Raw genomic sequence first — 22,123 nt, 5'->3', positions numbered from 1 at the left:
CACCAACTATGGCTTGGCTAGGTGAAATCGATCTCGGCACGAAGGCGGCACCCGCTTTAGCGCAAACCATGGTTTCCCTGACGATCGATGGCCAGACTATCGAGGTTCCCGAAGGCACGTCGGTCATGCGCGCGGCGGCGTTGATGGGCACGACGATCCCCAAGCTGTGCGCCACCGATACGCTCGAAGCCTTTGGATCCTGCCGACTTTGCCTGATCGAGGTCGAAGGCCGTAATGGATATCCCGCATCGTGCACGACGCCGGTGATGCCAGGCATGGTGGTGCGCACTCAAACCGAAAAGCTGAAGCAGCTCCGCAAGGGCGTGATGGAGCTGTATATTTCAGACCATCCGCTCGATTGCCTGACCTGTCCCGCAAATGGCGACTGCGAGTTGCAGGACATGGCGGGGGCGGTTGGTCTGCGCGACGTTCGGTATGGCTATGATGGCGCAAACCATCTCGATGCGCCCAAGGACGAGAGCAATCCCTATTTTGCGTTCGACCCAACCAAATGCATTGTCTGTTCGCGATGTGTGCGGGCTTGTGACGAGGTTCAGGGGACTTTTGCGCTGACCATCGAGGCGCGCGGTTTTGAATCGGTCGTCAGCGCGAGCCAGAGTGAAAGCTTTCTTTCGTCCGAATGTGTTTCCTGCGGTGCCTGTGTGCAGGCCTGCCCAACCTCGGCGTTGCAAGAGAAAAAGGTAATCGAAGTTGGCACGCCCGATCGTGCCGTGGTCACCACCTGCGCCTATTGCGGTGTTGGCTGCACCTTCCGCGCTGAAATGCGCGGCGAGGAGCTGGTCCGCATGGTGCCGTGGAAAGAAGGCAAGGCAAATCACGGGCATAGCTGCGTGAAAGGGCGTTTTGCCTGGGGTTATGCCAATCACAGCGAGCGCGTCCTGAACCCGATGATCCGGCAAAGTGTAGACCAGCCTTGGCGCGAGGTAAGCTGGGACGAAGCCATCGCTTACACCGCGTCCGAATTCCGCCGTATTCAGGCTCGCTATGGTGTGCGCTCGGTCGGTGGCATCACATCGTCGCGTTGTACCAACGAAGAAACGTTTCTCGTGCAAAAGCTCATTCGACAGGGCTTTGGCAATAATAACGTCGATACCTGCGCGCGGGTTTGCCATTCGCCGACGGGCTATGGATTGAAGACCACCTTTGGCACGTCGGCGGGCACGCAGGATTTCGACAGTGTCAATCACGCCGATGTGATCATGATCATTGGTGCAAACCCGACCGACGGGCACCCCGTTTTTGCGAGCCGCATGAAGCAGCGACTGCGCGCCGGTGCTCGCCTGATCGTCATCGATCCACGCCGCACCGACATCGTCCGGACGCCGCATGTCGAGGCGGAGCATCATCTGCCGCTGCGACCGGGAACCAATGTCGCTGTGCTGACCGCGATGGCGCACGTCATCGTGACCGAGGGGCTGGCCGATGAAGACTATATCCGGTCGCGCTGCGACTGGGACGAGTTTCAGGACTGGGCAGCGTTCGTTTCCGAGCCAGCACGCTCGCCCGAAGCGATCGAGGCACTCACCCGCGTTCCGGCCGCGGATTTACGGGCTTCCGCGCGACTCTATGCGACCGGTGGAAATGCCGCGATCTATTACGGGCTTGGCGTCACCGAACATTCGCAGGGGTCATCCACCGTTATGGCGATTGCCAACCTTGCCATGGCGACTGGAAATGTCGGTCGCGAAGGCGTTGGCGTAAACCCGCTGCGGGGTCAGAACAATGTTCAGGGTGCCTGCGACATGGGAAGCTTTCCGCATGAATATCCGGGCTATCGTCATGTCTCCGAAGATGCGACGCGCGTGATGTTCGAAGAGGCATGGGGCGTAACTCTGGATTCAGAACCGGGTCTGCGTATTCCCAATATGCTCGATGCCGCGACTGATGGGACGTTCAAGGCGCTGTTTATTCAGGGCGAGGATATTCTCCAGTCCGACCCCAATACGCAGCATGTCGCCGCGGGACTTGCTGCGATGGAGTGCGTCGTCGTGCAGGATCTATTCCTCAACGAAACAGCCAATTATGCGCATGTCTTCCTGCCAGGATCGACGTTCCTCGAAAAGGACGGCACGTTCACAAATGCCGAACGCCGTGTCCAGCGCGTCCGCAAGGTGATGGACCCGAAGAACGGCTATGCCGACTGGGAAGTCGTACAGCTTGTCGCCAATGCAATGGGTCTTAACTGGAGTTACGGCCATCCGTCGGAAATCATGGACGAAGTGGCAGCGCTCACCCCGACATTTGCCAATGTGAACTATGCGGCGCTGGAGGAGCATGGCTCGATCCAGTGGCCCGCAACAGCGGATGCGCCCACCGGCACGCCGACCATGCACATCGACACTTTCGTGCGCGGCAAGGGGCATTTCGTCGTCACCGATTATGTGCCGACCGACGAAAAGACGGGGCCTCGCTTCCCATTGTTGCTGACGACGGGCAGAATACTCAGCCATTATAATGTCGGTGCGCAGACTCGCCGCACCGAAAACGTCGCGTGGCACCCCGAGGATCTGCTCGAAATGCACCCTCATGATGCCGAGAATCGCGGCCTAAAAGATGGTGACTGGACCGCTTTGCGCAGCCGCGCTGGGGAAACCACGTTGCGCGTGAAGGTGACCGAACGCGTTGCGCCGGGCGTGGTTTACACCACGTTCCACCACCCGACCACACAGGCCAATGTCATTACTACCGACTATTCGGACTGGGCAACGAATTGTCCTGAATACAAAGTGACAGCGGTGCAGGTAAGCGCGTCGAACGGGCCAAGCGACTGGCAGGAAGCTTATCAGGCGCAGGCTGATCGTTCACGCCGTATTGCTGTGGCGGGCGACCTACAGTGAGCCAAATGTCGACCGAAGACAGGCTGGTGTATATGGCAAACCAGATCGCCCGAAATTTCGCCATTGCGGGGGAGAAACCGGCGGCATTGGCGACAGCGGACCATATCGATAGCTTTTGGGATCCTATGATGAAAACACGCATATTTGCGCGGGCGACAAGACCTGAATCTGGTCTGGACCCGATCACGGTATTGGCAATCAACTATTTGATGGTGCGAGGAGCGCCAAGTGCTCAGTCACAAGCTACAGAATTCGGGAATGTTTCGCAGGGTGGGGGAAGTGATGCTGGTTGAAAACAATCAATCCGATCGGCGGAAACTCTATGACGTCCTGATTGTCGGAGCCGGACACGGCGGGGCACAGGCTGCTATTGCGCTGCGTCAGGCGGGTTTTGTCGGCAGTATCGCGATGGTTACAGAAGAAGCCGATCTGCCCTACGAGCGTCCGCCATTGTCGAAGGAATATCTGGCAGGCGACAAGCCGTTCGAACGCATCATGATCCGCCCCGCTGCCTTTTGGGGAGAGCGCAATGTCGACATTCTGACCGAACGGCGCATCGACAAGGTCGATCCTGCTGCTCATCAGGTTACTGACAGGGCCGGTGCGACAATCGGTTATGGCAAACTGATCTGGGCGACCGGCGGCCATGCCCGCAAATTGAGTTGCGATGGTTTCGACCTTGAAGGCGTCCATGGTATTCGCACCCGCGCCGATGTCGACAAGCTCGAACAGGAATTGCAGCACGCTGCGCGTGTCGTCGTGATCGGCGGCGGTTACATCGGCCTCGAAGCCGCAGCAGTCATGACCAAATTCGAAAAGTCGGTGACGGTTCTGGAGGCGATGGATCGAGTGCTGGCGCGCGTTGCCGGCGAACCACTGTCGCGATTCTATGAAGCCGAACACCGCGCACATGGCGTTACCGTCCACCTTGGTGTCGCGGTGGATTCACTGGTTGGCGACGGCGTCAAAGTGACCGGAGTGAAACTCGCGGACGGTGAAATCCTGCCTGCCGAAATCGTCGTTGTCGGTATTGGGATCGTGCCCGCCGTCGAAGCTTTGCTGGCGGCGGGAGCCAAGGGTGGCAACGGCGTCGATGTCGACGCGCTGTGCAAGACCAGCCTGCCGGACATTTACGCGATCGGTGACTGTGCGCGGCACGAAAACAGCTTTGCCGAAGGTGGCTGGATCAGGCTCGAATCGGTGCAGAACGCCAACGATCAGGCGACCACAGCCGCCAAGGACATCATGGGCGAACAAAAGCCGTATCACGCGGTTCCGTGGTTCTGGTCGAACCAATATGATCTGCGTTTGCAGACTGTCGGCCTGTCCATCGGCTATGACGATATTGTGGTGCGCGGCGACATTGCGGCGCGGTCGTTTTCCGTCGTTTACCTTCGCCGGGGGCAAGTTATCGCACTCGACTGTGTGAACGCGGTGAAGGATTATGTGCAGGGCAAGGCACTTGTTACCGGTGGGATCGCTGTGGCTCCAGCGTTGCTTGCCGACAGCGCGATCCCGTTGAAAACACATGTAGGAGTTATCGGCCCCCACTGAGTGGTCGGTGTTGATTATGGGATGGCCCGCCCTTTTCGCCGGCATCCGTTATGATGGCGGTATCTGAAGAGAGAAAGGAACGGACCGATGTCTATTCTGATCCTTGGTGTTGATCTAGGGCTAGGGATGGACTATGCTATCTTGGACGAACCATTTTCGCACGTCCGCGTCCACATGTTGGTTCCGAGCACGGGCAACAAGCCTTTGAACCCGTCTGCGAGCAGCGTAACTTTCAACGCGCCAACGTCGCTCGGCTGTCAGTGCTGGGTAAAAGTGAGCTGCGATTTCGTGAGCGCTAGCACCTGATGCGATAGCGTCAGCGGTACGTAGTTCCAAAATCCATCGCGCGGTGCGTCGTTCTTGCGGGAATAGATTTGCAGAAAAGGCCATCCTTTGGACAAGCGCCGTGAGTTGCCGCAGTGTTTCGGCAGGACCTTTTGCCGATGCTTGCCCTTGGATCCGATAAGCGAGGAGCGTTGGACTTCCAACGACGCTGCCGGTGGCAATATCGAGGCGAATGCCATGGATGCCATCGCTTAGCAGGAGATGTTCCCATCGGCTCACGCCGACGTGCAGTTTTGCCAGTGATGCCAAATTCAAAAGATTGAAGGCGTCGCCAGGTTCGGGGTCGCGGTCGAGAACGTCGGCAACCAGCACCGTCGGGTCGATCGACCGGGTCCACAGCGGTCGCGCGACTGCGGCGCTGAATGCAGGATTTTCATAGTCAACGAGGCCAAAGCTTTCAGGCGGGCAGGAGGCGTCAGATCCAGTTTGCCCGCCTCGCCTTACCCAGGCGTCGCGGTAACGTGACGACCGCCGCAGCCACTCCCATGCAAATGCCGATCGCGGCATAGCGCGGAGATGTGCGTAATCGTCCGCGTTGCGCCAGTCGGGGAGACCGGGGAGCAACGCAACCATGGGCTAAGCAGGCGCCAACCGCGATGCTGAAACTATCAAAAACAGATGCTCCACTAAGCTTAGACTTCGCGTGGTTCGCCATTTTCATTTAATATCATCGCTATATTTGGAATATAGTTTGATTATTTGTCAATCATTTGATTTGATCATGCACGAGTCGTTCACGGATGAAGTTCGACCAACACAAACTAAACGGCGCTGGGTTTCGGCTTGAGAACCGATCAGGCTTTGCGCGACGGAGGCGGCGCTCCCTTGCGGCTCGAAGACGCAATACCGGGCGACCGATGGAGCGATGTGTGCACAAAACTCATCTCTGCAATTTATCGCTGCGTTCGAGGCGGCACGAACGCTCGACGAACTTCGCGATATCCTGGCAAAGGCCTGTATCGCTGGCGGGTATCGCTACTTTGCGCTGACCCAGCACGCCGACTTCAGGAAGGCGGGCTCGAAATTTGTCAGGCTGCATAATTACCCCGACGACTATACGTTCTGGTTTGATGCACTTGGGCTGGGCACCCGCGACCCGGTGCACCGCGCCAGCCAGCTCAGAACGGCAGGCTTCAGATGGAGCGCGGTGCCGGGGCTGATCGACATGACGGCAACCGATGAGGATGTCTTTGCCCAGGCGCGGCGTTGCGGCATTGGCGAGGGCTTTACCGTTCCGGCAAATGTGCTCGGTGAACTGTCGGGTTCGATTTCATTTGCCATGGCGTGTGGAAACGTTCTCGATGACGCTGCCGTCCAATTCGCGCGTCTTGTCTGCGGTGAAGCCTTTGAGTGCGTGCGCCGCATATTGCTAATGCGCCCCATCCGCCGACGCGCGCGGATTACCGCACGACAGCTGGCCTGTCTGATCTGGTCGGGCAAAGGCAAGACCGATGGGGACACCGCAACGATCATGGAGATCAGCCGCAATACGGTGTTGGGCCATATGCGTGCGCTGCGCGATTACTTTGGTTCCTCGAGCCGCGTCTTTGTCGTTGTGCAGGCGTTGCGCGACGGCACGATCAGTTTCAGCGATATTTTCGGCACCTGATATAGCTATTTCTAGCTATACAAAGATATTGCGCTTCATGCTCGATTGAGGCCTCCACAAGGGAGGTCATCATGTTGATTACCGTCAGTGAATCCAATCACATTCATCAGAGCGAGGTGCTTCGGGCAATGTTCGAAGCGCGCAAACAGGTTTTCATCGACCTGCTCAAATGGAGACTGCCTGTCGTCGCCGAGCGTTTCGAGATCGATCAGTTTGACGACCGTCATGCCGTCTATCTGATCCTGACCGATACCGAAGGCCGCCATCTCGGTTCGGCACGTTTGCTCGCATCAGTCCGGCCCGGACTCCTGAACACGTTGTTTGCCGATCTTTGTGACTTCGACATGCCGGTGGGTCCCGACGTGTATGAAATCACACGCTTTTGCCTGTCGCGGAGTTTACGCGCCAGCGCGCGCCGGATCGTCCGTGACCAGCTGGTGACGGCAATCGCACGTCACGCGCTTGTGCACGGGATTACGACCTACACCGGCATCGCCGAATGGGGCTGGATGCAGCAGATCATGAGCTTTGGCTGGCAGTGCCGACCGCTCGGTCTTCTCAAAGAGCACGAGGGAGCAATGCTCGGTGCGCTGCGTATCGATATCGCTGCCGATACGATCGCGCAGCTTGCGGCCGCAGGCATATCGGATGGGTCCGAGATGCCGATGAGAAAGGCTGCCTGACATGGATATGCAGGTCTCGCACGGCATTGAACCGGTCGAACACGACCTCGCCGTATTGCAAGAGCAGCTTGATATAGATGGTTTCACAATCATTCATGGCGCTGCCGATCGCGCCTTGATCTCGACCATCACGATGGAACTGGGCCCAATATTCGCCGCAACACCCTTTTGCACCGGCGACTTTTACGGGACGCGGACCAAGCGCTTCGGACGTTTGTTGATCCGCAGCGAAAGCGTGCGCGCGCTCGTGCTCGATCCACTCAATCGGCTCGTCCAAGCAGGCGACATCGGAAAGCAACACATGAGCAATAGGGTCGCGGGAATCCATGAGGTCAATCGAGCCGCAGATACCACCCGCTGCGATATTGGGAACAGCGCCAACAAGGACCCAATAAGCAAGGTATCCGAGTGGGTATCGAACCCATGATAGGTCCGCGCCCACGTCGCGCCGTTGTGGATCAGCGCGCCACGCCAAAACAGCGACGCTACAAGCAGTGCCGCAACGTAAGCCCACGGCCTTTTCGACCGCAGCGCCAACAAGGCAATCGGCCAAACAAGATAGAATTGTTCTTCAACGGCCAGTGACCACGTGTGGTCAAGATATTTGACGGGCAGTCCGATATCAAATGCCTGCGCCCAATTCATTGTGTAGGTTAGCGATAGGATCGCCTCTGTGATGATCTGTTTTTCCATCAGCTTCGCGACGATGACGACGACCATCACCATCGCCAACAAAGCAGGCACTAGGCGGATGGCACGACGGATATAAAACCGCTTTAGGTCGATGCTGCCCGTTGTCCCAATTTCAAGCTGCAATATCCGCGTGATTAAAAAGCCGCTCAGTACAAAGAAAACATCCACGCCAATCCAACCGCCTGGCAAAAAGGCGGGGTTAAGATGGACTAGGAGAACTGCCGATGCAGCCAAGGCGCGAATGCCGTCGAGTGCGGGATTATAGTTTAGCTTTGGCGCGTTCATAACCTGTCGATAGTCGGTGATGTTGCAGGCGTGAAGTAGTCTGGAGCATTATGGTTGTGCCACTTTGCATCGATCCATTAACCGCCACCGGCACCGATAGTTGGAGGGGTGTTGATAGCCCGTCCGAAGGCGTCATAAGTCGCCGAAGTTCCGCCGAAGCTAGCCGTGGACGCTCCAATCAAGATGGCAGAAGCAGCGGTTGAGGCCCGAATCCTGCCGCTAACGCAATTGCGTCATAAGTGTGCAGGGTGCCAACCGAGGCTGGGGCGGACATGCCGGGATTTACGGCAACTGACGTGCCACCCGAAGCTGCGTTGAAAGACGCGAAAGTAGTGTAGGTCGAACCCCATATATAGTCGCTACCGACACCAGAGAAATCATTCTTCAAAAGGGTCACACCAGAGACAGATCCGGCAACGTTTAGGTGGGCCGGTCGTTGCCTCATCTGCTGACGATCGTCACCGACCTGAAGGACCGGGGCGTATTTTTCCGGTCGCTTACCGAGCACATGGATACGACGACACCGCACGGCGAGTTGCTGTTCTCGATCTTCGGCGCGCTGGCCCAGTACGAGCGGGCGCTGACACGTGAGCGGGTACTGGCGGGACTTGCTGCAGCAAAGAGGCGGGGACGGCGCGGTGGCCGTCGCCCGACGATCGACGGGGCCTTGATGGATCAGATTACCTCCGCGCTCGCTGGCGGAGCCAGCAAGGCATCGGTTAGCCGCATGTTCAAGGTGCCGCGCTCTACGCTTACTGGTACGCTGCAGCGGATTGGATGGTCATCATCAAGCTGAGTATGGTGCAAGGTAACTTCGATAATCATGTTTTACAGGAGGATTTGCCGGAGTTGGTTTGATAAAGATATTCAATATATCCAAAGTACCCTCGTGCGTATTTTGCAGCCTGTAATCTGCCAGATGTAGCTATACCGGCATTTCTTCCGTCCACATTTATTCCCACATTATATACATTCATTATAAAGTTTCGGATATGATAGCTCATCATGCTTTCCGGAAAACGACGATAGATATTATTTCTTATCTCATCGCCTATTATGCGGCTTTCTTCGAAATAACGCTCCTCGTCTTTACTGTTAAAATGTAACGGAAACTCAAAACTTACGTTAAGTGGTATGGTGTTCCTGAAATCTTCAAACATGGGCAACACTTGGCGAGTGTTGGAGTTTATCGTTTTGTGAGTGTTATCATAAGCTCCACTTGCCAGTTGCGAATATGGTATTGATTGATCGTAGCGGTCAAAAACGTCTTTCGCCGAATCAGCCATTTTTCCTATTTGCTTGTCTTCATTTTTGTATGTCTGTTGGTGCAATAAATCGATGTATGTTGTGCAGTCGTCTTCTAGAAATTTGACCGGTGCAAAGAAATGGAATTGCCATAAGATGGCATTGGCGTGCGGAGCATCGACATGGTGATAGATCAGTCGTTCGCGCATATATGCAGCGATCGGCACAAGTTTTGCCTTATCCGAAGTGCTTGGAAAGCCGCTGATGTCGGCTTTAAAAGGTTCATAGGCAGAAATGCGCGACGAATTCCAACGTTCTGCCAATGGCTGTACGTGGCACCCTGCCATCGCTAGAGTTGAAGTCATCAGAAGCATCATCGATGTGATGGGCTTTGGACAGATCGCTCGCATGCGATTTCTACGAAATGGTGCCGGCTCAAAGTTCATATAAAACCCCCTACTATCACCATTTAAAGGAAGGTTGCGCAGACAGTCCCGGTTTACAATGCCCGCTTCACGTTGGCCGAAAGCTGCCGATCCGGAATACACCAAATTTCAGACACTGACGGCGACAAACATGTGTTTGGCGTCACCTCTGGTTGCCCGAGCATCTTGCCATCAATGGTTTATGTCTCTGAATTTTTGAAGACTAATCCACAGGTATAAGGCGAAAAAGATTCCGCTACCAACAATCCATGCCCACCATGGCAACGTGTTCTCTCTATTGCTTAGGTGACTAAAAAAAATACCGCCGCTGATAAGAGTGCCGAAAATTACGAAAGGCCAGTTCAATAGGCTTCGAGCTTGCTGGCGCGCTTCAGATGAACGGCGTGGCGGAACGACTATATCTCTGTTTCTAACTAGACGCCGGGGAGCGAAGTTAGCCCACAACAGCTTCGCTGATAATGCAGTTACGATTCCATAAGTAAGTATTTGATCGGTTAATCTCGAAAAGTCGAAATACTGTGAAACAGCGGTCCAAAGCATAATAACGAGAACAATAACGCCGACGGCCTTCCACTGACCTTTTCGCCCAGCGATGATTGTCCAGTCGGCAACTAGCTTCTCAAACTCGGTAGCCGTAATGAGTTTTCCGCCACTTTTTTTGGACGGATAATAAATATAGCCGTCACCGGACGGGACAAACTGCTTTTTAAAAGCTCCAATTGGATCGAACATCACGCCCCCGGGAACAAACCTTCTGGCAGGATGGACTATCAAATCCGATCTGTGAAATTGTTTGCACGCGCTGCGACGACAAACGGGTGTTTCCCGTTATGGCAGCTTCCGCCCACTTGCGGACCTTCGTGAATTGCTCGACACAGAACCATGCGCTGGTCCGATCTTCCAACAACCTTGATTGCATCCGCATGGGGTTTTCTACTATTTGCGGGAGTTGATGGTCTTTTCGGAATCAAAGCCCAGAACGTTCCCGGCTATCCCGTCTCAGGGCAAATAGTCCTCTATGCCGGGATACCAGCGCTATTTCTGCTGTTACTGATAGGTTCTGTCGTTCTGTCGCGTAGAGCGCGTTGGTTCTATGACTTTTACCCGTTTGCGACTGGCGTATTTGCGTTTGCTCTTTTTCCTGTGTTGATGGTCTGGGGTGGCGGGTGTGAGCAGCGGAACACGCCGAACGTCCGCTCCCCACCAAGCATTGCCATTAGCGCACGACTAAAATCCGGTGTTTCCCGTCAGGTCGGCCAACGACCGCTGACGGGCGTGGGCCAATTCAGGCTGAATGTCTGACCTTGGGGCGCTTGCCGACATTAAATGTGCGCCAAGCAGGAACGGTGAAAAGTGGTGGTGAGCAGTCTGACAGCTTTGGTGCTGGTGAACTGTCAAAGCTGACGCTACCCACTTGCTATGGACCTCTCCAGCTTCATCCTGATCCCGCTCGCTGCGCTTATCACCGCTTGTTGGATCGTTGGCGCTGCCGTGTTGTCAAAGCAAGCGCCCAGCTTTCGAGCGCAGTTCACCCTCTCTTATGGGCTTGGGGTGATATTCATGGAACCTTGGAGGATAGCTTCTTGGCAGGATCTTGGGATGTTCGTCGTGATGCTAGTGATGCTCGCGTTTTGGGTTGGGGCCGGATGCCTTATTGGCGGCCTTCCTGCCACATTTGCCGTCTTCGTGGGGACCAAGCTGCGGCACCGCTTTGGGCCGTAGTCCGGCGGTAAATATGAATCAGGCCGCCTATGGAGTTTTACGACCGCTATTGGGGCGGAAGCTGCCGCTTTCAATAACTCAGCCAGTCAGTCTCAGCGTCATCGACAGCTTCAAACATGTCTCCCTCGGCCATCAGTTCGCGCAGTCGCGCGCGGACATCCTCTGGCGATCCTGATTTCGGAAACTTCGGGTCAGACTTCCCCGCTCGCGCCAGATCCCCGACCCAACCTTCTCTCAGGTGCTGCTTCAATAGCCATTGGCCGAACGGTTCACTCATCTCGCATGGTCCTTGCCGACTCATTGGCGTCCGTCTTACCGCTGCCGTGCATGGAAACGAACGACTTCCCTCAGATCTTCGATAAGGGCATTATTATCGCGCCCACTGACTAATCGAAGCCCTTTGGCGCACATGGATAGCGGATAAACTTCATTTCCGTGGATCGTGACCCTCTGCGCGCGCCTCATCTTTTCTTTCTTCGTCAGCTTGTTCAATAGAACCCCGCAGGCAATCGGCTACGCTTTCATAGCCATCGAGCCGATAAGATGCCTCGCATTGCCGGACGGTATCGACGGCTCAGTCCAGCGCGACCTTCTCTTTTCTGTCGCTCTCAATTGCCCCGCCAAACAGGATGCCCAATCCAAATAAAAGGATACCAGTCCATACTTCAGAGCGTGATTCTTTATTGAGCTTTGAATTGACGCTAAAGCTGATCATTGAAGGTTACCACGCTCATACATCGGATAGGGTCCGACCTTGAGGCCGTCACGCTCGTCGAGAAAGCAGACCATTTCCGTGGCAAGGTACTGGGCGATGCGATGCACCCGCGAAGCGCGGTGTTCGCGGGTTTCTGAGATGTCGGCCCATGCCACAAGGTCGTTTGGCCTAAGCTGGTGAGCCCGCCGCGTTTCTTCGTCATCTTCAAATAGCGTCAGCACAAACCCAATCGTCATTGCTCTGCTCCAAAATCCATGGTCTCGCTGCAATATCATTTAACGGGTAAGTCTCATCACCGATCCTGTGCTCAGACAAGGCGGCCGGCAACGTGTTGAAATGGGCTACGCGGGCGTGCAATCTGCGGCTTAGGCCTTCTATCCATAATCGTCATATAGTAGCTGCAGGCTAAGGGTTTCCTAATTGCTTGTGTCAGGAATACACTTCTGACGCCGCTGTCCCAGGCGCTTTTGGGAGCAGGCTTCAGATTCACCGCCACTCACGCTCAAACATGGGCCGCTAACGCGTCCACCGAACCCGTCCCGTCGAAAGGCTACCAAAACCGCATTATTGCGGCATGGAAAAAGCCGCGCCCAAGCCGCCACGGCGGTCGAAAATCACAATTCCTAGGCACGCTCACCCGATAGCAAAATTAGTTTTTTCGCTGATGATGGCAACCGCGACAACGTATGACGTCCTGGAATCACGCTCAGGCGTGCTTCGACAGACTTTGAAATCGTATCGGGTGGAAAAATTTCCTTCGCTGCGATCCGCTGAGGCATTGCTCGGCAGCTTCGGCTGGAATCTGACCCCCACACCTCCATTGTCTTCGCTTAGTCCCGAAACGCTTACGGCCATTGAGGCGATTTCACTCGATTTTAGGACGGATGATCAAGTCATCGCGGCAGCCATGCTCTACGCAACCACTTACCCGAAGCCATATTCCGGAGAGGGCAGGGCTCCTCTCATTGAACACGGCCATGGATATTGGATTACTCCAGAACTGAAAGGCCAGATTTAATGGCGAAGACCCTCACCGAGCTTTTACATGGTCCGTCGGCGGCCGCTGCGGACCCGCCTCGATCAGAGACACTGAAACCTGTCATCGCGCCTGCTCCAACCGCCGCTGTGGTCGCAGCACCTGTCGACCGGGTAACAATGCTCAACCAGCTCGCCACGGCCTACGGTGCGTCCTCGGCTACGTTGTCGGCCGCAATTGCCAGTGGCGCCTCTTCCGATGCCTTCGCCATCCGGGTTGTTCAGGAGAAGGCGGCTCGCGATGATCTCGAAGCTACGATCGCGCGAATTGAGGCGGCGTAACCCGATCAATCACCGCGGGTTCGCTTCCGCATTTAGGCCGCCGATTCGTGCTTGAGTGAGTCGAGCACTGAGAATTTAGGCATTCGTCGCGCAAAACGGAGCGCGAATTACGGTGCCTAAAATAAAGTTTTATCCGTCAAATCAACTGGTCTTAGCGCAAGTAATCGACGGATATATTGATGATTATCTTTTGTTAGAATTTCTCCACCGCAACAAACGTTGCCATCGACAACGGAAACTTGGAAACAGAATATTTCCGCTGATCTGACGGAATTTGCCAATGTATTTCTAAATGCAGAGACTGACTTGTCAGAGAGACTTGTAACGGGATCGATATAAGTATACTTGGAACTCACGGTGAAGATGTGCTCGCCGGTGGAAGAGTGGGAACAACATGAATTCAAGTTTTAGGTACGTCTCTGCCAAGATAGATACTTTAGAAGAGTTGGTAGGCAACGAAGTGATTGGCGGACAGCGCGAATTACAGGCCGCCGTCAATACCGCCGAGCGCCAGCTTTATCGTATCCCCGCCGAAACCAAAGAGGATCGAATTTGGATATTGCAACGCTTGATCGATCGAGCGGAAGGGTGCGATTGGTCGGTTGAGTTTAAGGGGCCGCTGGTTGCCGCTCTCTTCGACTCATATAAGGACGTGAGGCAGCACCATAAACGCCGGGCCATCGCCCAAGCCGGCTAGCGGTTGCCCAGGCTCCGCTTTATGCCGCGCTGGTGGCTTCGCTTCTCAAACAGGTGGTAGCGAGAGACTAAATTGCCAGCGTTTTTGCCGACGCCAGAGTAAAGCCATTCAATCATCAAAATTTACGAGCGTGCTACCCCGGTGCTACCCGCATCAACTTGCGCTAAACTCGTTTCTCGCTAAGTCATTGAAAAGAATGGTGCACCCGACAGGATTCGAACCTGTGACCCCTGCCTTCGGAGGGCCAGGAAAGCGCTCACTCGTACAGGGGAAACCGTGGAAAAGGGGGCGCAAATAGTCCCTGAAAAAATCCAAAAAGGGGTGGTTGCAATCCCATTGCAATCCCAGATTTGGGTAACGGTACGGACTTCCGGGCGATCGAAGGTGGACATGCAATAATTCGACATATCACACGTCGACGTTCGACGGCTTTTTATAGGTGCGCTATAAGATCGCCTATGAATGACGCCGCGCCGATCACTGAAAGCGCTCTGACAGAATGGCAAACGAGCGCGCTTGAGCTGGCAGGATCGGTCGCCGATCTGTCGTGGGCCATCGTGAAGATGGTTGCCGCGCGACGATCGTCGTCAACAAGGCACTGATCTTCCACTAGCCCGCGCACCGTTCAGGCGATCGCCGCCTGGCTGGAAGCCGGCAACATCAACGCGAGACTGGTGTTCCGGCGCGTGAACGTCCGGCGTTACAAGGCGAGGGCGGCGGTGCGCGGCAGAAAGATTGAGAGCGTTTTCGGACGTGAGACGTAAAACCTGCGTGATACGCTGTCAGGCTGCCGTGACGGCGCGCATCGGTTATGATGTGGGAGAGGGCACTTCACCCGCGTCCGTTGTGCCGACTTATCGCTCGATAATGCAGTGGGCCTTTGACTGCGGCGCGTTGGATGATCTTACAAAAGACGATCCGGTTCGGTTGCTCAAAAACGTCAGTACGCGCTCGACCCGCGTCGGGCTCAATCAGGAACTGTTCGCCAGTTGCGAGGATCTCGCCGGGATCATGGTTGCGCTGGGCTGGAAATCGCCACGGATGTCACTTGCCTACAATCGTAATCCGGCGGCCAAACCAGGTACTGCTGGGTGTCTGATGGCGAAACACAGTTAGGTAATCACGCTACCCTTGGCGTTCGCGACGTGCGGTTTTTGCGCTGAGTTACCAATTTGGCATTAGGACCCGGAGGACTGTTCCAAACCACTTGCGTGAACGAACATCGGACGCCGCGCGTCAGCAATTCCTTCGGATAAGACTCATCCAATATGGATGTGATCCACACGCTTAATTAGCCAGTCTTAGCGCAGAGCCATTAAACCCTGTTTGGTGATGGCAAAGGACTCTGCAACTTTGGACACATCGTCTTCCCAAGAGCCCTCTGCCTTGCCTAACCTCGAGCTTCTGGCCGCACAATGCATGGACGCGATTGCTTGGGTTGGGGCCGACATGCGTTTTATTTATATCTCGCCATCTTGCAAAAAGCTTTTTCTGCGTTCTGTCGAAGACACAATAGGGCACCATATTGCTGAATTTGTATTCCCAGATGATCTTCCGATTATCGCTGCGGCAACGCGCAGCGTCATTAACGGTGAAGGCAACGCCATTACAGCGACGATCCGGGTTATTCGTGGCGACGGCTCATTGATCTGGATCGAGCTGAATTCCCGGTTGATGGGCGATGCTGCAAATGGTGCACCCGGCGACCGTGCAGTCACCATGCGCGACGTATCCGACCGTAAGGCGCTCGAAGATGAGCTCCGGGCGATGGCCATGAAGGATGGGCTAACCGGACTCGCGAATCGACGTGCTTTTGATGAGGCATTAGTCGCGGAATGGCATCGCACCGTTCAGGAAAAATCGCAGATGTCGCTTCTTCTGATCGACATAGATTTTTTTAAAAAGTTTAACGATGCTTATGGCCATCAAACTGGCGATGATTGTCTGCGAAGCATTGGTGCTGCGCTTTGCTCGGGCTCGGACAGCGATTGTGTGGACGTTTTAGTGGCAAGATACGGAGGTGAAGAATTGGCTATTATCTTACCCAGATCCGACTCCTTCGTGGCTGCCACAATCGCCGAGCGTGTTCGCGCTGTCGTCGAAAGGCTCGCGATACCGCATGGACCATCCGTCGGGGGAATCGTGACCGTGAGTGTTGGGGTTGCGACGGCATTGGCTTGCGACGGGGGCTCGGCAGAAATGCCCAGCGCTCTTCTGGCATCCGCCGACAAAGCTCTTTACATGGCAAAAACGGCTGGCCGAAATTGCTGGCGATCATCTCTTCTGCTTGCCGCAGTGCGCTGAGGCAGAAACCAACAGAACAGGGTATGCCATTATTTATGGGAAAATTAGTCGCGTGACAGAAGACGTAATTATAAACGTCTGGCGGTGATGCTCTGGAAGCTGGCTAACGACCAGCATTGCGGTGATTTCGCGATTGAGAGCGATCACCGTTTTTTGGCTCAACGGATTGCTTGCGCTCATGAACCCTTTCATTGCTTCGTCGCGGTCGTCCGCTGAACGGTCCTTATCCGCGACGTCAGCGCAACCAGAAGTGCGTTCCGCGTCAGCTCGGTGCAATAGGCAGGCGTGCCCGGCTGGCGCCGCCAGAGGCCTGCAAGATCACCTGCGTCCAGCACATCGAACCCAGTCGCCTCGACCAGTCCACTCGCGATCGCTTTGGCGCGCGCATCGTCACCGAAAACCGGCATCGCGATCCGTCACCATCGGGTTTGCCATTGTCCGTCAAGGTATGGGCGCGTGCTGCATTTAACGTCTTGACCACCCGGGTACCCGAGCTGCTCCATCTTCCAGACGCTTTCCGTCATGCCTGCATCGACGTCGGCGATCTGAACGCCAAATTGCGGATAATAGCTGGACGTGTCGATCACCACGACATCCGCTTGCACGCTGGCAAAAGCCTGCAAGTCTGGGATCTTGACGAAGGGGATCGATACTATGATGGCTTCGACATCTTTTATGGCGTCCTCGATCGTTACCGGTATCGCACCGATCTTTCTGCCTACTCGCGGATGCCGTCCGGCCCCTTATCAGTCACCAGCTCGATCGCATGTCCTGCGGCAGCAAGCTTGCTTACGATCCTTCCGCCGCTGTGACCTGCGCCAATGATGCTTATCTTCATGGTTATTCCTGCTCGAACCTTATGACTTGGCTTCAGTCGGCGATGCGCGGATCAAGCCCATACTGGCTAGGCGCATCGAGATGATCGCGCAGGGTCGTTCCCGCATAGTCGCGATGGAACAGCCCGCGTTCCTGGAGGATCGGGACGACGCCGTCGACAAACGTATCGATGCCATCCTCATAGACGTCCGGCGATATCCAGAACCCGTCTGCCGCCCCGGCCTCGAACCAAGCCTGCATGTGATCGGCGGCCTCGTCGGCTGGCCCCGCGATCACGGGGTGGTAGTCGATCACGCCATGCGCCAAGACATCACGCAGGCTCCAACCCTCACGCGCGATCTTTAACGCATGGGCCGATCGCGGATCCTGAGGCCACGGACGGGCCGTGGCGAGCAGCGCTTGCGACAATGGCTCGTCGAGCCAGTTCGCGTCGAGGCGCAACCCTAGCATCTGCCCAAGATATCCCACACGCTGCGGAAACGTATGCCCGCTCACAGCGATCCGGCGATCCAAGCCGGCACGCCGGTCGGGCGCGATCGTAGTCATTAGGCCGGGAAAGAATTTGATCTCATCCGGGTCGCGACCCGCGCGTTCGGCGGCGTTGCGCAGCGCGGTACGTTGGGCGCGAGCGTCCTCGATCGTGTAAACCGCGCCAATGACGCCGCTGGCGTAGCGACCGGCAACTTCCATCCCCTGATCGCCACCGCCCGCCTGAAAGATCACTGGCTGGCCTTGCTCGGACGGCGGAAGCGGCAGCGGACCGCTGGAGCCGACATACTGACCCCGCAAATTGATCGGGCGGATCTTTGCCGGGTCGGCGAACCTCCCGGATGACGCATCGTGCACCCATGCGTCCTGTTCCCAGCTGCCCCATAGCGCCTGGACGATCTGAATGGACTCGTGAAGGCGCTGATACTTCTCGGCACGCCGCGGCACATCGCGTCCATAGTTTGCTGCGATCGCGGGATCGCTGGTCGGGACCGCGTTCCATCCCGCCCGGCCATGGCTCATCAGGTCGAGCGCCTTGAACTGGCGCGCGAGATTATAGGGTTCGTTAAACGTGGTGGAACCGGTTGCGACCATCCCGATCCGTTCGGTCCCCCGCGCGACCGCGGCGAGCGTCATCATCGGATCGATGGTGATCTGTGGAGCCTCGGTCTCGATATCGCCTTTCAATGCCGGAAAGTCGGGCACGAATAGAAACTGAAACTTGCCACGCTCGGCAGCTTGCGCGTAGCGGACCTGATTGTCGAAACTGGTATAGCCCGTGGGGTCGACTCCCGGCATCCGCCATGCGCCGGGTTGTGAGCCATAGCCATTCCCGAAATGCATGCCGATAATCATCTGGCGGTCCATCGTGCTTCCTCGCTTACAGCGTCACGCTACGGCGCGGCGGCTACTGGTCCTATTCGCCGAGCGTCCTATATGGGGAAGCTCTCCGCTTTCAAAACAGATACGGAGGCACTCCCCGGTTTTCAAGGGTCGAAGGTTATGGTGACTGCATTATCCAGCAATCGGCGAACCCGAAAGGACGCTCAGCACAATCGAACACATATCCTGGCGGTAGCGCGACACGTTTTCGCCAGCGCCGGCGCGGAGATGTCGATGGATGGAATCGCCAAGCAGGCCGGCGTCGGGTCGGGAACTCTCTACCGGCATTTTGCCAACAAGGACGCACTGCTGGCCACGCTGCTAGACCAGCATCATGCGGAATTGCAGCAGCAACAGGCGACCATCGAAGCCGAAGAGCGCGATGCCGGTGAGGCGCTTAGCAGGTGGATCGATGCCCTCGGGGACTGGATGCTGGTCTATGACGGACTGTCCGAGACGCTACGCGCTGCCTGGTCGCGCGCGAGCTCACCGCTTGCTCCCACCTGCCAGACCTTGATCGATGCCACCGAAAGAATTCTGCAGGCCGCGCAGAAGCAAGGCGTTGCACGCCAGGGTTTGACCGGACATGACATATTCCTGGGCGCCTTGGCTGTGGCTTGGGCAGGCGGAGCCCGCACGGCAGACCCGGGTACGCGGTGTGTACTTCGCGACATGTTGAAGAATGGATGGGCCGCCGACAATGCATAAATAGAAACTGAAACGGAAAGAAGCGAGGGGTGCCGATCGACGCCGCAACCGATCGATCCCGCATCGTCACGACCAAATAGGTTTCAAAGCCGAAAAGTAGTTAAACCAATCTGCATGAGCTCGGATGCAGACTGGTCAGTTTCCGGCTAAAGGCAAAATGACATGCTAAGCGGATCAACAACGTCGTTGTGAGGTGCCGGTCCACGGGGAGTCATCATTCGGGTAACTATGTCTAAAGCCGGAACATGGAGATGAAAGAAATCCGTCGTCCAGTTTTCTTTGGGCTTTTTTGTCATCTGTTGACATGGGCTGTTCCCATCGCGGCAATGTCTTATTGATTTGGGACAACAAAAAGGGGTAAACATATCGTGATCTGCCCCCTTCTGATTGGTCCAAAATCTCTATTGTTTTGGATTGAGAAGTAGACATGGAATGCCATTCAAGAAGCACAAGCCGGAGAAGATTATCACAAACGGCGTGAGGCGGAGATCGTGCTGGCACAGGGTGCGTCAACTGCTGAGGCCTGTCGCCGGATCGCGGTCAGCGAGCAGCCATACTATCGGTGGCGCAAGAATATAGTGGCCCTGAAGCCTAATCAGGGGCGGCGAATGAAGGATCGCGAGAAGGAGAATGGGCGGCTACGCCGGGCGATCTCGGATCTGACATTGGACAAGCTTATCCTGCACGAGGCCGCACGGCGAAACTTCTAAGCCCTGCGCGGCGGCGACGCTGTATCGATCATGTGCGGCAGATACTGTCGGCGTCAGAGCGGCGGGTATGCCGGGTGCTCGGGCAACATTGATCGACGCAGCGCAAAGCGCCGCGCGGGGCCGACGACGAGCAGGCGCCGACGGAGGACCTCACAGCTCTGGTCATCTGGGCGGTACTCTATCGCCGGGTAAGGTCATTGCTGCGTACTGCCGGGCAAGACCTGAAACGGTGGCGAATTACTCGACTTTCGCGCCGAGAAAGGCAGCAAACCCGCCCCACGTGGCCGCTACAACGCGTTGATCGCTAAGATCCACAGACTGCTCGAACTCAGAGACCTAACATCCGTATCGCTCGTTACGCGGGGCCTACACGTGCACCGCAGATATTAAAGGATGTCGGGCGCTCCTAACGTACACATGATTTCAGGCGGATACCAACGCTGGAGATAGCCGATCCAAAGGCGGAACGTGCCGCAGTTTCAAGCAAGCAGGTCGCCATTCTCGATAAAACGGACGATCGTCGGGCTACCATCAAACAGTTCAGAAAGCGACGGTCCATGTTCCTTCATGTGCGAAGAGGTACGATGCGCTAACAGGGCAGCCGAATCGGCGTATCGCTCGATGAGTGCATATTGACCCGGAACCTCGGTGAGACCCCAGGTCACTCCATGACATCCCGGTTCTTCGGAAACCAAGCGAAACAAGTCAGCAATCTTCTTCTCGAACTCAAGCTCCCGACCGGGCTTGATCCTGCCGATCAATAGGACGGTCAACATCAACTGATTCTCCTTGTGCTTTGCGTAACGAAGAAAAGGGCCTGCAGAATTTTAATGATATCCTTGCTTGGGAATCTCAAAAGAAATGCCGGTGCGAAACCATGGCTGAGCGCCGCGTCCATTGTTCCCGTTCGTAGCCAGTTGCGCACGATATGATCATTAGTAAGTTTTCTTTCAAGCTTATATCGTAACAGGTAGCTACCTATCTGCCTTTGATGCTATCGCCGTTTGTGCCGATAACGGGATGCGGAAATGGGGACAAAGCCACATGAGCGGACGCAATATAATTGTGACGGGCGGTTTCGGCGCTCTTGGTCGGGACGTGGCTGCCGCATTCGCAGCCCAAGGCGACAGGGTCGCACGGATCGACTTCGCACCATCTCCGCCGGATTGCATCGATGGCGGTATTGATTTGGCATGCATTGACCTAACGGACGATGCGGCTGCGGAAAAAGCCGTTACGGAGGTCGCCGAAACGTTTGGCGGTATCGATGTGCTTGTAAACATTGCGGGCGGCTTTACCTGGGAAACCGTTGAAGGTGGCAGCATCGCCAGTTGGGAACAGATGTTCGCGATGAATTTGCGTTCCACTGTCACCATCATCCAAGCGGCGCTGCCGACACTCCGGAAAAGCGCGGCCGGCCGCATTATCAATATTGGCGCGGGCGCGGCGATTCAGGCGGCGACGGGGATGGGTGCTTATGCTGCGTCGAAGGCGGGAGTACACCGTCTGACCGAAGCGCTAGCCGCCGAATTGGCCGGTAGTGACATAACTGTGAATGCGGTGCTGCCCAGTATTATCGACACGCCGACCAACCGGGTCAACATGCCCGACGCCGATACCAATCAGTGGGTGCAGCCACGCGCGATCGCAGACGTTATCCTGTTTCTGGGATCAATTGCGGCACGATCAATCAGCGGCGCTCTTATCCCGGTCACGCGAGGCACACCGATCTGAAAGCGTTGCATTAAAATATGCTCAACTGCATGAGCATTTTGGGGGCCGGATCACCGATCCTGCTTGTCTTTATAATTGGTCTGATGCCAACCATTTGGGGGCCGGCGCGCCCCCGACGGGCGCCAGAAATGATCATGATTAGTTATACAATATAATTTGAGTGATCCGTTACCATCAGTCAAATCACGTTGCATCCCACATGTCTACCCAACTTCAAACGTCGCACCGCTCGTCGCTTGGATCGAAAGTGTCTTCCTATCTTCTGGAAGCGTCCGCAATACGCGATCCGG

General features: G+C 55.9%; 22 protein-coding genes and 3 pseudogenes. 15 read left to right on the top strand and 10 right to left on the bottom strand.

Going from position 1 to position 22,123, the window contains the following annotated elements; translation table 11 throughout:
- Positions 1-8 precede the first annotated feature (8 nt).
- Genes fdhF through D3Y57_RS02545 form a run of 3 tightly spaced genes read left to right on the top strand, consistent with a single transcriptional unit; the run spans position 9 to position 4,412 of the window.
- Positions 9-2,858, top strand: a complete 2,850-nt coding sequence (gene fdhF / locus D3Y57_RS02555) for a formate dehydrogenase subunit alpha (RefSeq protein WP_121151067.1) — start codon at positions 9-11, stop codon at positions 2,856-2,858.
- Between the two features lie 5 nt (positions 2,859-2,863).
- On the top strand, positions 2,864-3,151 hold the full coding sequence (locus D3Y57_RS02550) for a formate dehydrogenase subunit delta (protein ID WP_121151065.1): 288 nt from the start codon (positions 2,864-2,866) through the stop codon (positions 3,149-3,151).
- Positions 3,141-4,412 (top strand): NAD(P)/FAD-dependent oxidoreductase, encoded by a 1,272-nt coding sequence (locus D3Y57_RS02545; RefSeq protein ID WP_121151063.1) that lies wholly within the window; start codon positions 3,141-3,143, stop codon positions 4,410-4,412. The genes D3Y57_RS02550 and D3Y57_RS02545 overlap by 11 nt, the downstream gene beginning before the upstream one ends.
- A 120-nt stretch (positions 4,413-4,532) precedes the next feature.
- Here the strand turns inward: D3Y57_RS02545 and D3Y57_RS21515 are convergent, their stop codons facing one another.
- Positions 4,533-5,264: a DNA -binding domain-containing protein gene (locus D3Y57_RS21515; protein ID WP_430738995.1), complete on the bottom strand. Its 732-nt coding sequence runs from the start codon at positions 5,262-5,264 to the stop codon at positions 4,533-4,535.
- A 358-nt stretch (positions 5,265-5,622) separates the two neighbouring features.
- On the opposite strand from D3Y57_RS21515, the gene D3Y57_RS02535 reads away from it, so the two are divergent.
- Both D3Y57_RS02535 and D3Y57_RS02530 read left to right on the top strand, forming a co-directional pair.
- On the top strand, positions 5,623-6,366 hold the full coding sequence (locus D3Y57_RS02535) for a helix-turn-helix transcriptional regulator (RefSeq protein WP_121151059.1): 744 nt from the start codon (positions 5,623-5,625) through the stop codon (positions 6,364-6,366).
- Positions 6,367-6,437: 71 nt separating this feature from the next.
- A complete protein-coding gene (locus D3Y57_RS02530) occupies positions 6,438-7,049 on the top strand; it encodes an acyl-homoserine-lactone synthase (RefSeq protein ID WP_121151058.1) in 612 nt (203 codons plus the stop codon).
- A 183-nt stretch (positions 7,050-7,232) separates the two neighbouring features.
- Here D3Y57_RS02530 and D3Y57_RS02525 read toward each other — a convergent pair whose 3' ends face one another.
- Complete coding sequence (locus D3Y57_RS02525) at positions 7,233-8,027, bottom strand: acyltransferase family protein (protein ID WP_121151056.1); 795 nt, start codon at positions 8,025-8,027, stop codon at positions 7,233-7,235.
- A 424-nt stretch (positions 8,028-8,451) separates the two neighbouring features.
- On the opposite strand from D3Y57_RS02525, the pseudogene D3Y57_RS02520 reads away from it, so the two are divergent.
- Positions 8,452-8,823, top strand: a pseudogene (locus tag D3Y57_RS02520) (recombinase family protein); the annotation flags it as partial.
- Between the two features lie 25 nt (positions 8,824-8,848).
- Here the strand turns inward: D3Y57_RS02520 and D3Y57_RS02515 are convergent.
- From D3Y57_RS02515 to D3Y57_RS02485, 4 genes are all read right to left on the bottom strand, one after another.
- Positions 8,849-9,718 carry a hypothetical protein gene (locus D3Y57_RS02515; RefSeq protein ID WP_162986902.1) on the bottom strand — a complete coding sequence of 290 codons (870 nt, stop codon included), beginning with the start codon at positions 9,716-9,718 and terminating at the stop codon, positions 8,849-8,851.
- 171 nt (positions 9,719-9,889) lie between these two features.
- A complete protein-coding gene (locus tag D3Y57_RS02510; protein ID WP_121151050.1) occupies positions 9,890-10,450 on the bottom strand; it encodes a hypothetical protein in 561 nt (186 codons plus the stop codon).
- Between the two features lie 1,060 nt (positions 10,451-11,510).
- Positions 11,511-11,717 (bottom strand): YozE family protein, encoded by a 207-nt coding sequence (locus D3Y57_RS02495; protein ID WP_239025799.1) that lies wholly within the window; start codon positions 11,715-11,717, stop codon positions 11,511-11,513.
- A 434-nt stretch (positions 11,718-12,151) separates the two neighbouring features.
- Complete coding sequence (locus D3Y57_RS02485) at positions 12,152-12,391, bottom strand: hypothetical protein (protein ID WP_121151039.1); 240 nt, start codon at positions 12,389-12,391, stop codon at positions 12,152-12,154.
- A gap of 338 nt (positions 12,392-12,729) precedes the next feature.
- Here D3Y57_RS02485 and D3Y57_RS02480 point away from each other — a divergent pair, with 338 nt between their 5' ends.
- The 5 genes and pseudogenes from D3Y57_RS02480 (at position 12,730) to D3Y57_RS02460 (ending at position 16,473) form a co-directional block, all read left to right on the top strand.
- Positions 12,730-13,173: a hypothetical protein gene (locus D3Y57_RS02480; RefSeq protein WP_121151037.1), complete on the top strand. Its 444-nt coding sequence runs from the start codon at positions 12,730-12,732 to the stop codon at positions 13,171-13,173.
- Positions 13,173-13,472 carry a hypothetical protein gene (locus tag D3Y57_RS02475; RefSeq protein WP_121151035.1) on the top strand — a complete coding sequence of 100 codons (300 nt, stop codon included), beginning with the start codon at positions 13,173-13,175 and terminating at the stop codon, positions 13,470-13,472. The genes D3Y57_RS02480 and D3Y57_RS02475 overlap by 1 nt, the downstream gene beginning before the upstream one ends.
- Before the next feature lie 394 nt (positions 13,473-13,866).
- Positions 13,867-14,169 (top strand): hypothetical protein, encoded by a 303-nt coding sequence (locus D3Y57_RS02470; protein ID WP_121151032.1) that lies wholly within the window; start codon positions 13,867-13,869, stop codon positions 14,167-14,169.
- A 611-nt stretch (positions 14,170-14,780) separates the two neighbouring features.
- Positions 14,781-15,285, top strand: a pseudogene (locus D3Y57_RS02465) (integrase); the annotation flags it as partial.
- Between the two features lie 270 nt (positions 15,286-15,555).
- Positions 15,556-16,473, top strand: a complete 918-nt coding sequence (locus D3Y57_RS02460) for a GGDEF domain-containing protein (RefSeq protein ID WP_239025798.1) — start codon at positions 15,556-15,558, stop codon at positions 16,471-16,473.
- Between the two features lie 33 nt (positions 16,474-16,506).
- Here D3Y57_RS02460 and D3Y57_RS21270 read toward each other — a convergent pair whose 3' ends face one another.
- Positions 16,507-16,653 (bottom strand): hypothetical protein, encoded by a 147-nt coding sequence (locus D3Y57_RS21270; RefSeq protein ID WP_347400375.1) that lies wholly within the window; start codon positions 16,651-16,653, stop codon positions 16,507-16,509.
- An 8-nt stretch (positions 16,654-16,661) separates the two neighbouring features.
- On the bottom strand, positions 16,662-16,880 hold the full coding sequence (locus tag D3Y57_RS21265; protein WP_347400374.1) for an NAD(P)-binding domain-containing protein: 219 nt from the start codon (positions 16,878-16,880) through the stop codon (positions 16,662-16,664).
- Positions 16,881-16,946: 66 nt separating this feature from the next.
- Here D3Y57_RS21265 and D3Y57_RS21510 point away from each other — a divergent pair, with 66 nt between their 5' ends.
- Positions 16,947-17,285: a hypothetical protein gene (locus D3Y57_RS21510; protein ID WP_430738990.1), complete on the top strand. Its 339-nt coding sequence runs from the start codon at positions 16,947-16,949 to the stop codon at positions 17,283-17,285.
- Between the two features lie 58 nt (positions 17,286-17,343).
- Here the strand turns inward: D3Y57_RS21510 and D3Y57_RS02450 are convergent, their stop codons facing one another.
- Entirely contained in the window at positions 17,344-18,666 is a 1,323-nt protein-coding gene (locus tag D3Y57_RS02450; RefSeq protein WP_121151025.1) for an NtaA/DmoA family FMN-dependent monooxygenase, read from the bottom strand.
- A gap of 249 nt (positions 18,667-18,915) precedes the next feature.
- Here D3Y57_RS02450 and D3Y57_RS02445 point away from each other — a divergent pair, with 249 nt between their 5' ends.
- Together D3Y57_RS02445 and D3Y57_RS02440 are read left to right on the top strand one after the other, a co-directional pair.
- On the top strand, positions 18,916-19,389 hold the full coding sequence (locus D3Y57_RS02445; protein ID WP_239025797.1) for a TetR/AcrR family transcriptional regulator: 474 nt from the start codon (positions 18,916-18,918) through the stop codon (positions 19,387-19,389).
- 432 nt (positions 19,390-19,821) lie between these two features.
- Positions 19,822-20,359, top strand: a pseudogene (locus D3Y57_RS02440) (transposase); the annotation flags it as partial.
- A gap of 219 nt (positions 20,360-20,578) precedes the next feature.
- Here the strand turns inward: D3Y57_RS02440 and D3Y57_RS02435 are convergent.
- Positions 20,579-20,875 carry a putative quinol monooxygenase gene (locus tag D3Y57_RS02435; protein ID WP_121151020.1) on the bottom strand — a complete coding sequence of 99 codons (297 nt, stop codon included), beginning with the start codon at positions 20,873-20,875 and terminating at the stop codon, positions 20,579-20,581.
- Positions 20,876-21,143: 268 nt separating this feature from the next.
- On the opposite strand from D3Y57_RS02435, the gene D3Y57_RS02430 reads away from it, so the two are divergent.
- On the top strand, positions 21,144-21,833 hold the full coding sequence (locus D3Y57_RS02430) for an SDR family NAD(P)-dependent oxidoreductase (protein WP_121152081.1): 690 nt from the start codon (positions 21,144-21,146) through the stop codon (positions 21,831-21,833).
- The last annotated feature ends 290 nt before the right edge of the window (positions 21,834-22,123 follow it).

Origin of the sequence: Sphingomonas paeninsulae, assembly GCF_003660165.1 — a bacterium.
Classification (GTDB): Bacteria; Pseudomonadota; Alphaproteobacteria; order Sphingomonadales; family Sphingomonadaceae; genus Sphingomonas_O; species Sphingomonas_O paeninsulae.
The sequence above is the reverse complement of the archived record's forward strand: the minus strand, read 5'-3'. Positions and strand labels throughout refer to the sequence as shown.

What these genes read in the sequence shown, in the direction of transcription:
- fdhF (WP_121151067.1), top strand. Translation starts at nt 9, where the DNA reads ATGGCTTGGCTAGGTGAAATCGATCTCGGCACGAAGGCGGCACCCGCT.
- D3Y57_RS02550 (WP_121151065.1), top strand. Translation starts at nt 2,864, where the DNA reads ATGTCGACCGAAGACAGGCTGGTGTATATGGCAAACCAGATCGCCCGA.
- D3Y57_RS02545 (WP_121151063.1), top strand. Translation starts at nt 3,141, where the DNA reads ATGCTGGTTGAAAACAATCAATCCGATCGGCGGAAACTCTATGACGTC.
- D3Y57_RS21515 (WP_430738995.1), bottom strand. Translation starts at nt 5,264, where the DNA reads ATGCCGCGATCGGCATTTGCATGGGAGTGGCTGCGGCGGTCGTCACGT.
- D3Y57_RS02535 (WP_121151059.1), top strand. Translation starts at nt 5,623, where the DNA reads ATGTGTGCACAAAACTCATCTCTGCAATTTATCGCTGCGTTCGAGGCG.
- D3Y57_RS02530 (WP_121151058.1), top strand. Translation starts at nt 6,438, where the DNA reads ATGTTGATTACCGTCAGTGAATCCAATCACATTCATCAGAGCGAGGTG.
- D3Y57_RS02525 (WP_121151056.1), bottom strand. Translation starts at nt 8,027, where the DNA reads ATGAACGCGCCAAAGCTAAACTATAATCCCGCACTCGACGGCATTCGC.
- D3Y57_RS02515 (WP_162986902.1), bottom strand. Translation starts at nt 9,718, where the DNA reads ATGAACTTTGAGCCGGCACCATTTCGTAGAAATCGCATGCGAGCGATC.
- D3Y57_RS02510 (WP_121151050.1), bottom strand. Translation starts at nt 10,450, where the DNA reads ATGTTCGATCCAATTGGAGCTTTTAAAAAGCAGTTTGTCCCGTCCGGT.
- D3Y57_RS02495 (WP_239025799.1), bottom strand. Translation starts at nt 11,717, where the DNA reads ATGAGTGAACCGTTCGGCCAATGGCTATTGAAGCAGCACCTGAGAGAA.
- D3Y57_RS02485 (WP_121151039.1), bottom strand. Translation starts at nt 12,391, where the DNA reads ATGACGATTGGGTTTGTGCTGACGCTATTTGAAGATGACGAAGAAACG.
- D3Y57_RS02480 (WP_121151037.1), top strand. Translation starts at nt 12,730, where the DNA reads ATGGAAAAAGCCGCGCCCAAGCCGCCACGGCGGTCGAAAATCACAATT.
- D3Y57_RS02475 (WP_121151035.1), top strand. Translation starts at nt 13,173, where the DNA reads ATGGCGAAGACCCTCACCGAGCTTTTACATGGTCCGTCGGCGGCCGCT.
- D3Y57_RS02470 (WP_121151032.1), top strand. Translation starts at nt 13,867, where the DNA reads ATGAATTCAAGTTTTAGGTACGTCTCTGCCAAGATAGATACTTTAGAA.
- D3Y57_RS21270 (WP_347400375.1), bottom strand. Translation starts at nt 16,653, where the DNA reads ATGAGCGCAAGCAATCCGTTGAGCCAAAAAACGGTGATCGCTCTCAAT.
- D3Y57_RS21265 (WP_347400374.1), bottom strand. Translation starts at nt 16,880, where the DNA reads ATGCCGGTTTTCGGTGACGATGCGCGCGCCAAAGCGATCGCGAGTGGA.
- D3Y57_RS02450 (WP_121151025.1), bottom strand. Translation starts at nt 18,666, where the DNA reads ATGGACCGCCAGATGATTATCGGCATGCATTTCGGGAATGGCTATGGC.
- D3Y57_RS02445 (WP_239025797.1), top strand. Translation starts at nt 18,916, where the DNA reads ATGGATGGAATCGCCAAGCAGGCCGGCGTCGGGTCGGGAACTCTCTAC.
- D3Y57_RS02435 (WP_121151020.1), bottom strand. Translation starts at nt 20,875, where the DNA reads ATGTTGACCGTCCTATTGATCGGCAGGATCAAGCCCGGTCGGGAGCTT.
- D3Y57_RS02430 (WP_121152081.1), top strand. Translation starts at nt 21,144, where the DNA reads ATGAGCGGACGCAATATAATTGTGACGGGCGGTTTCGGCGCTCTTGGT.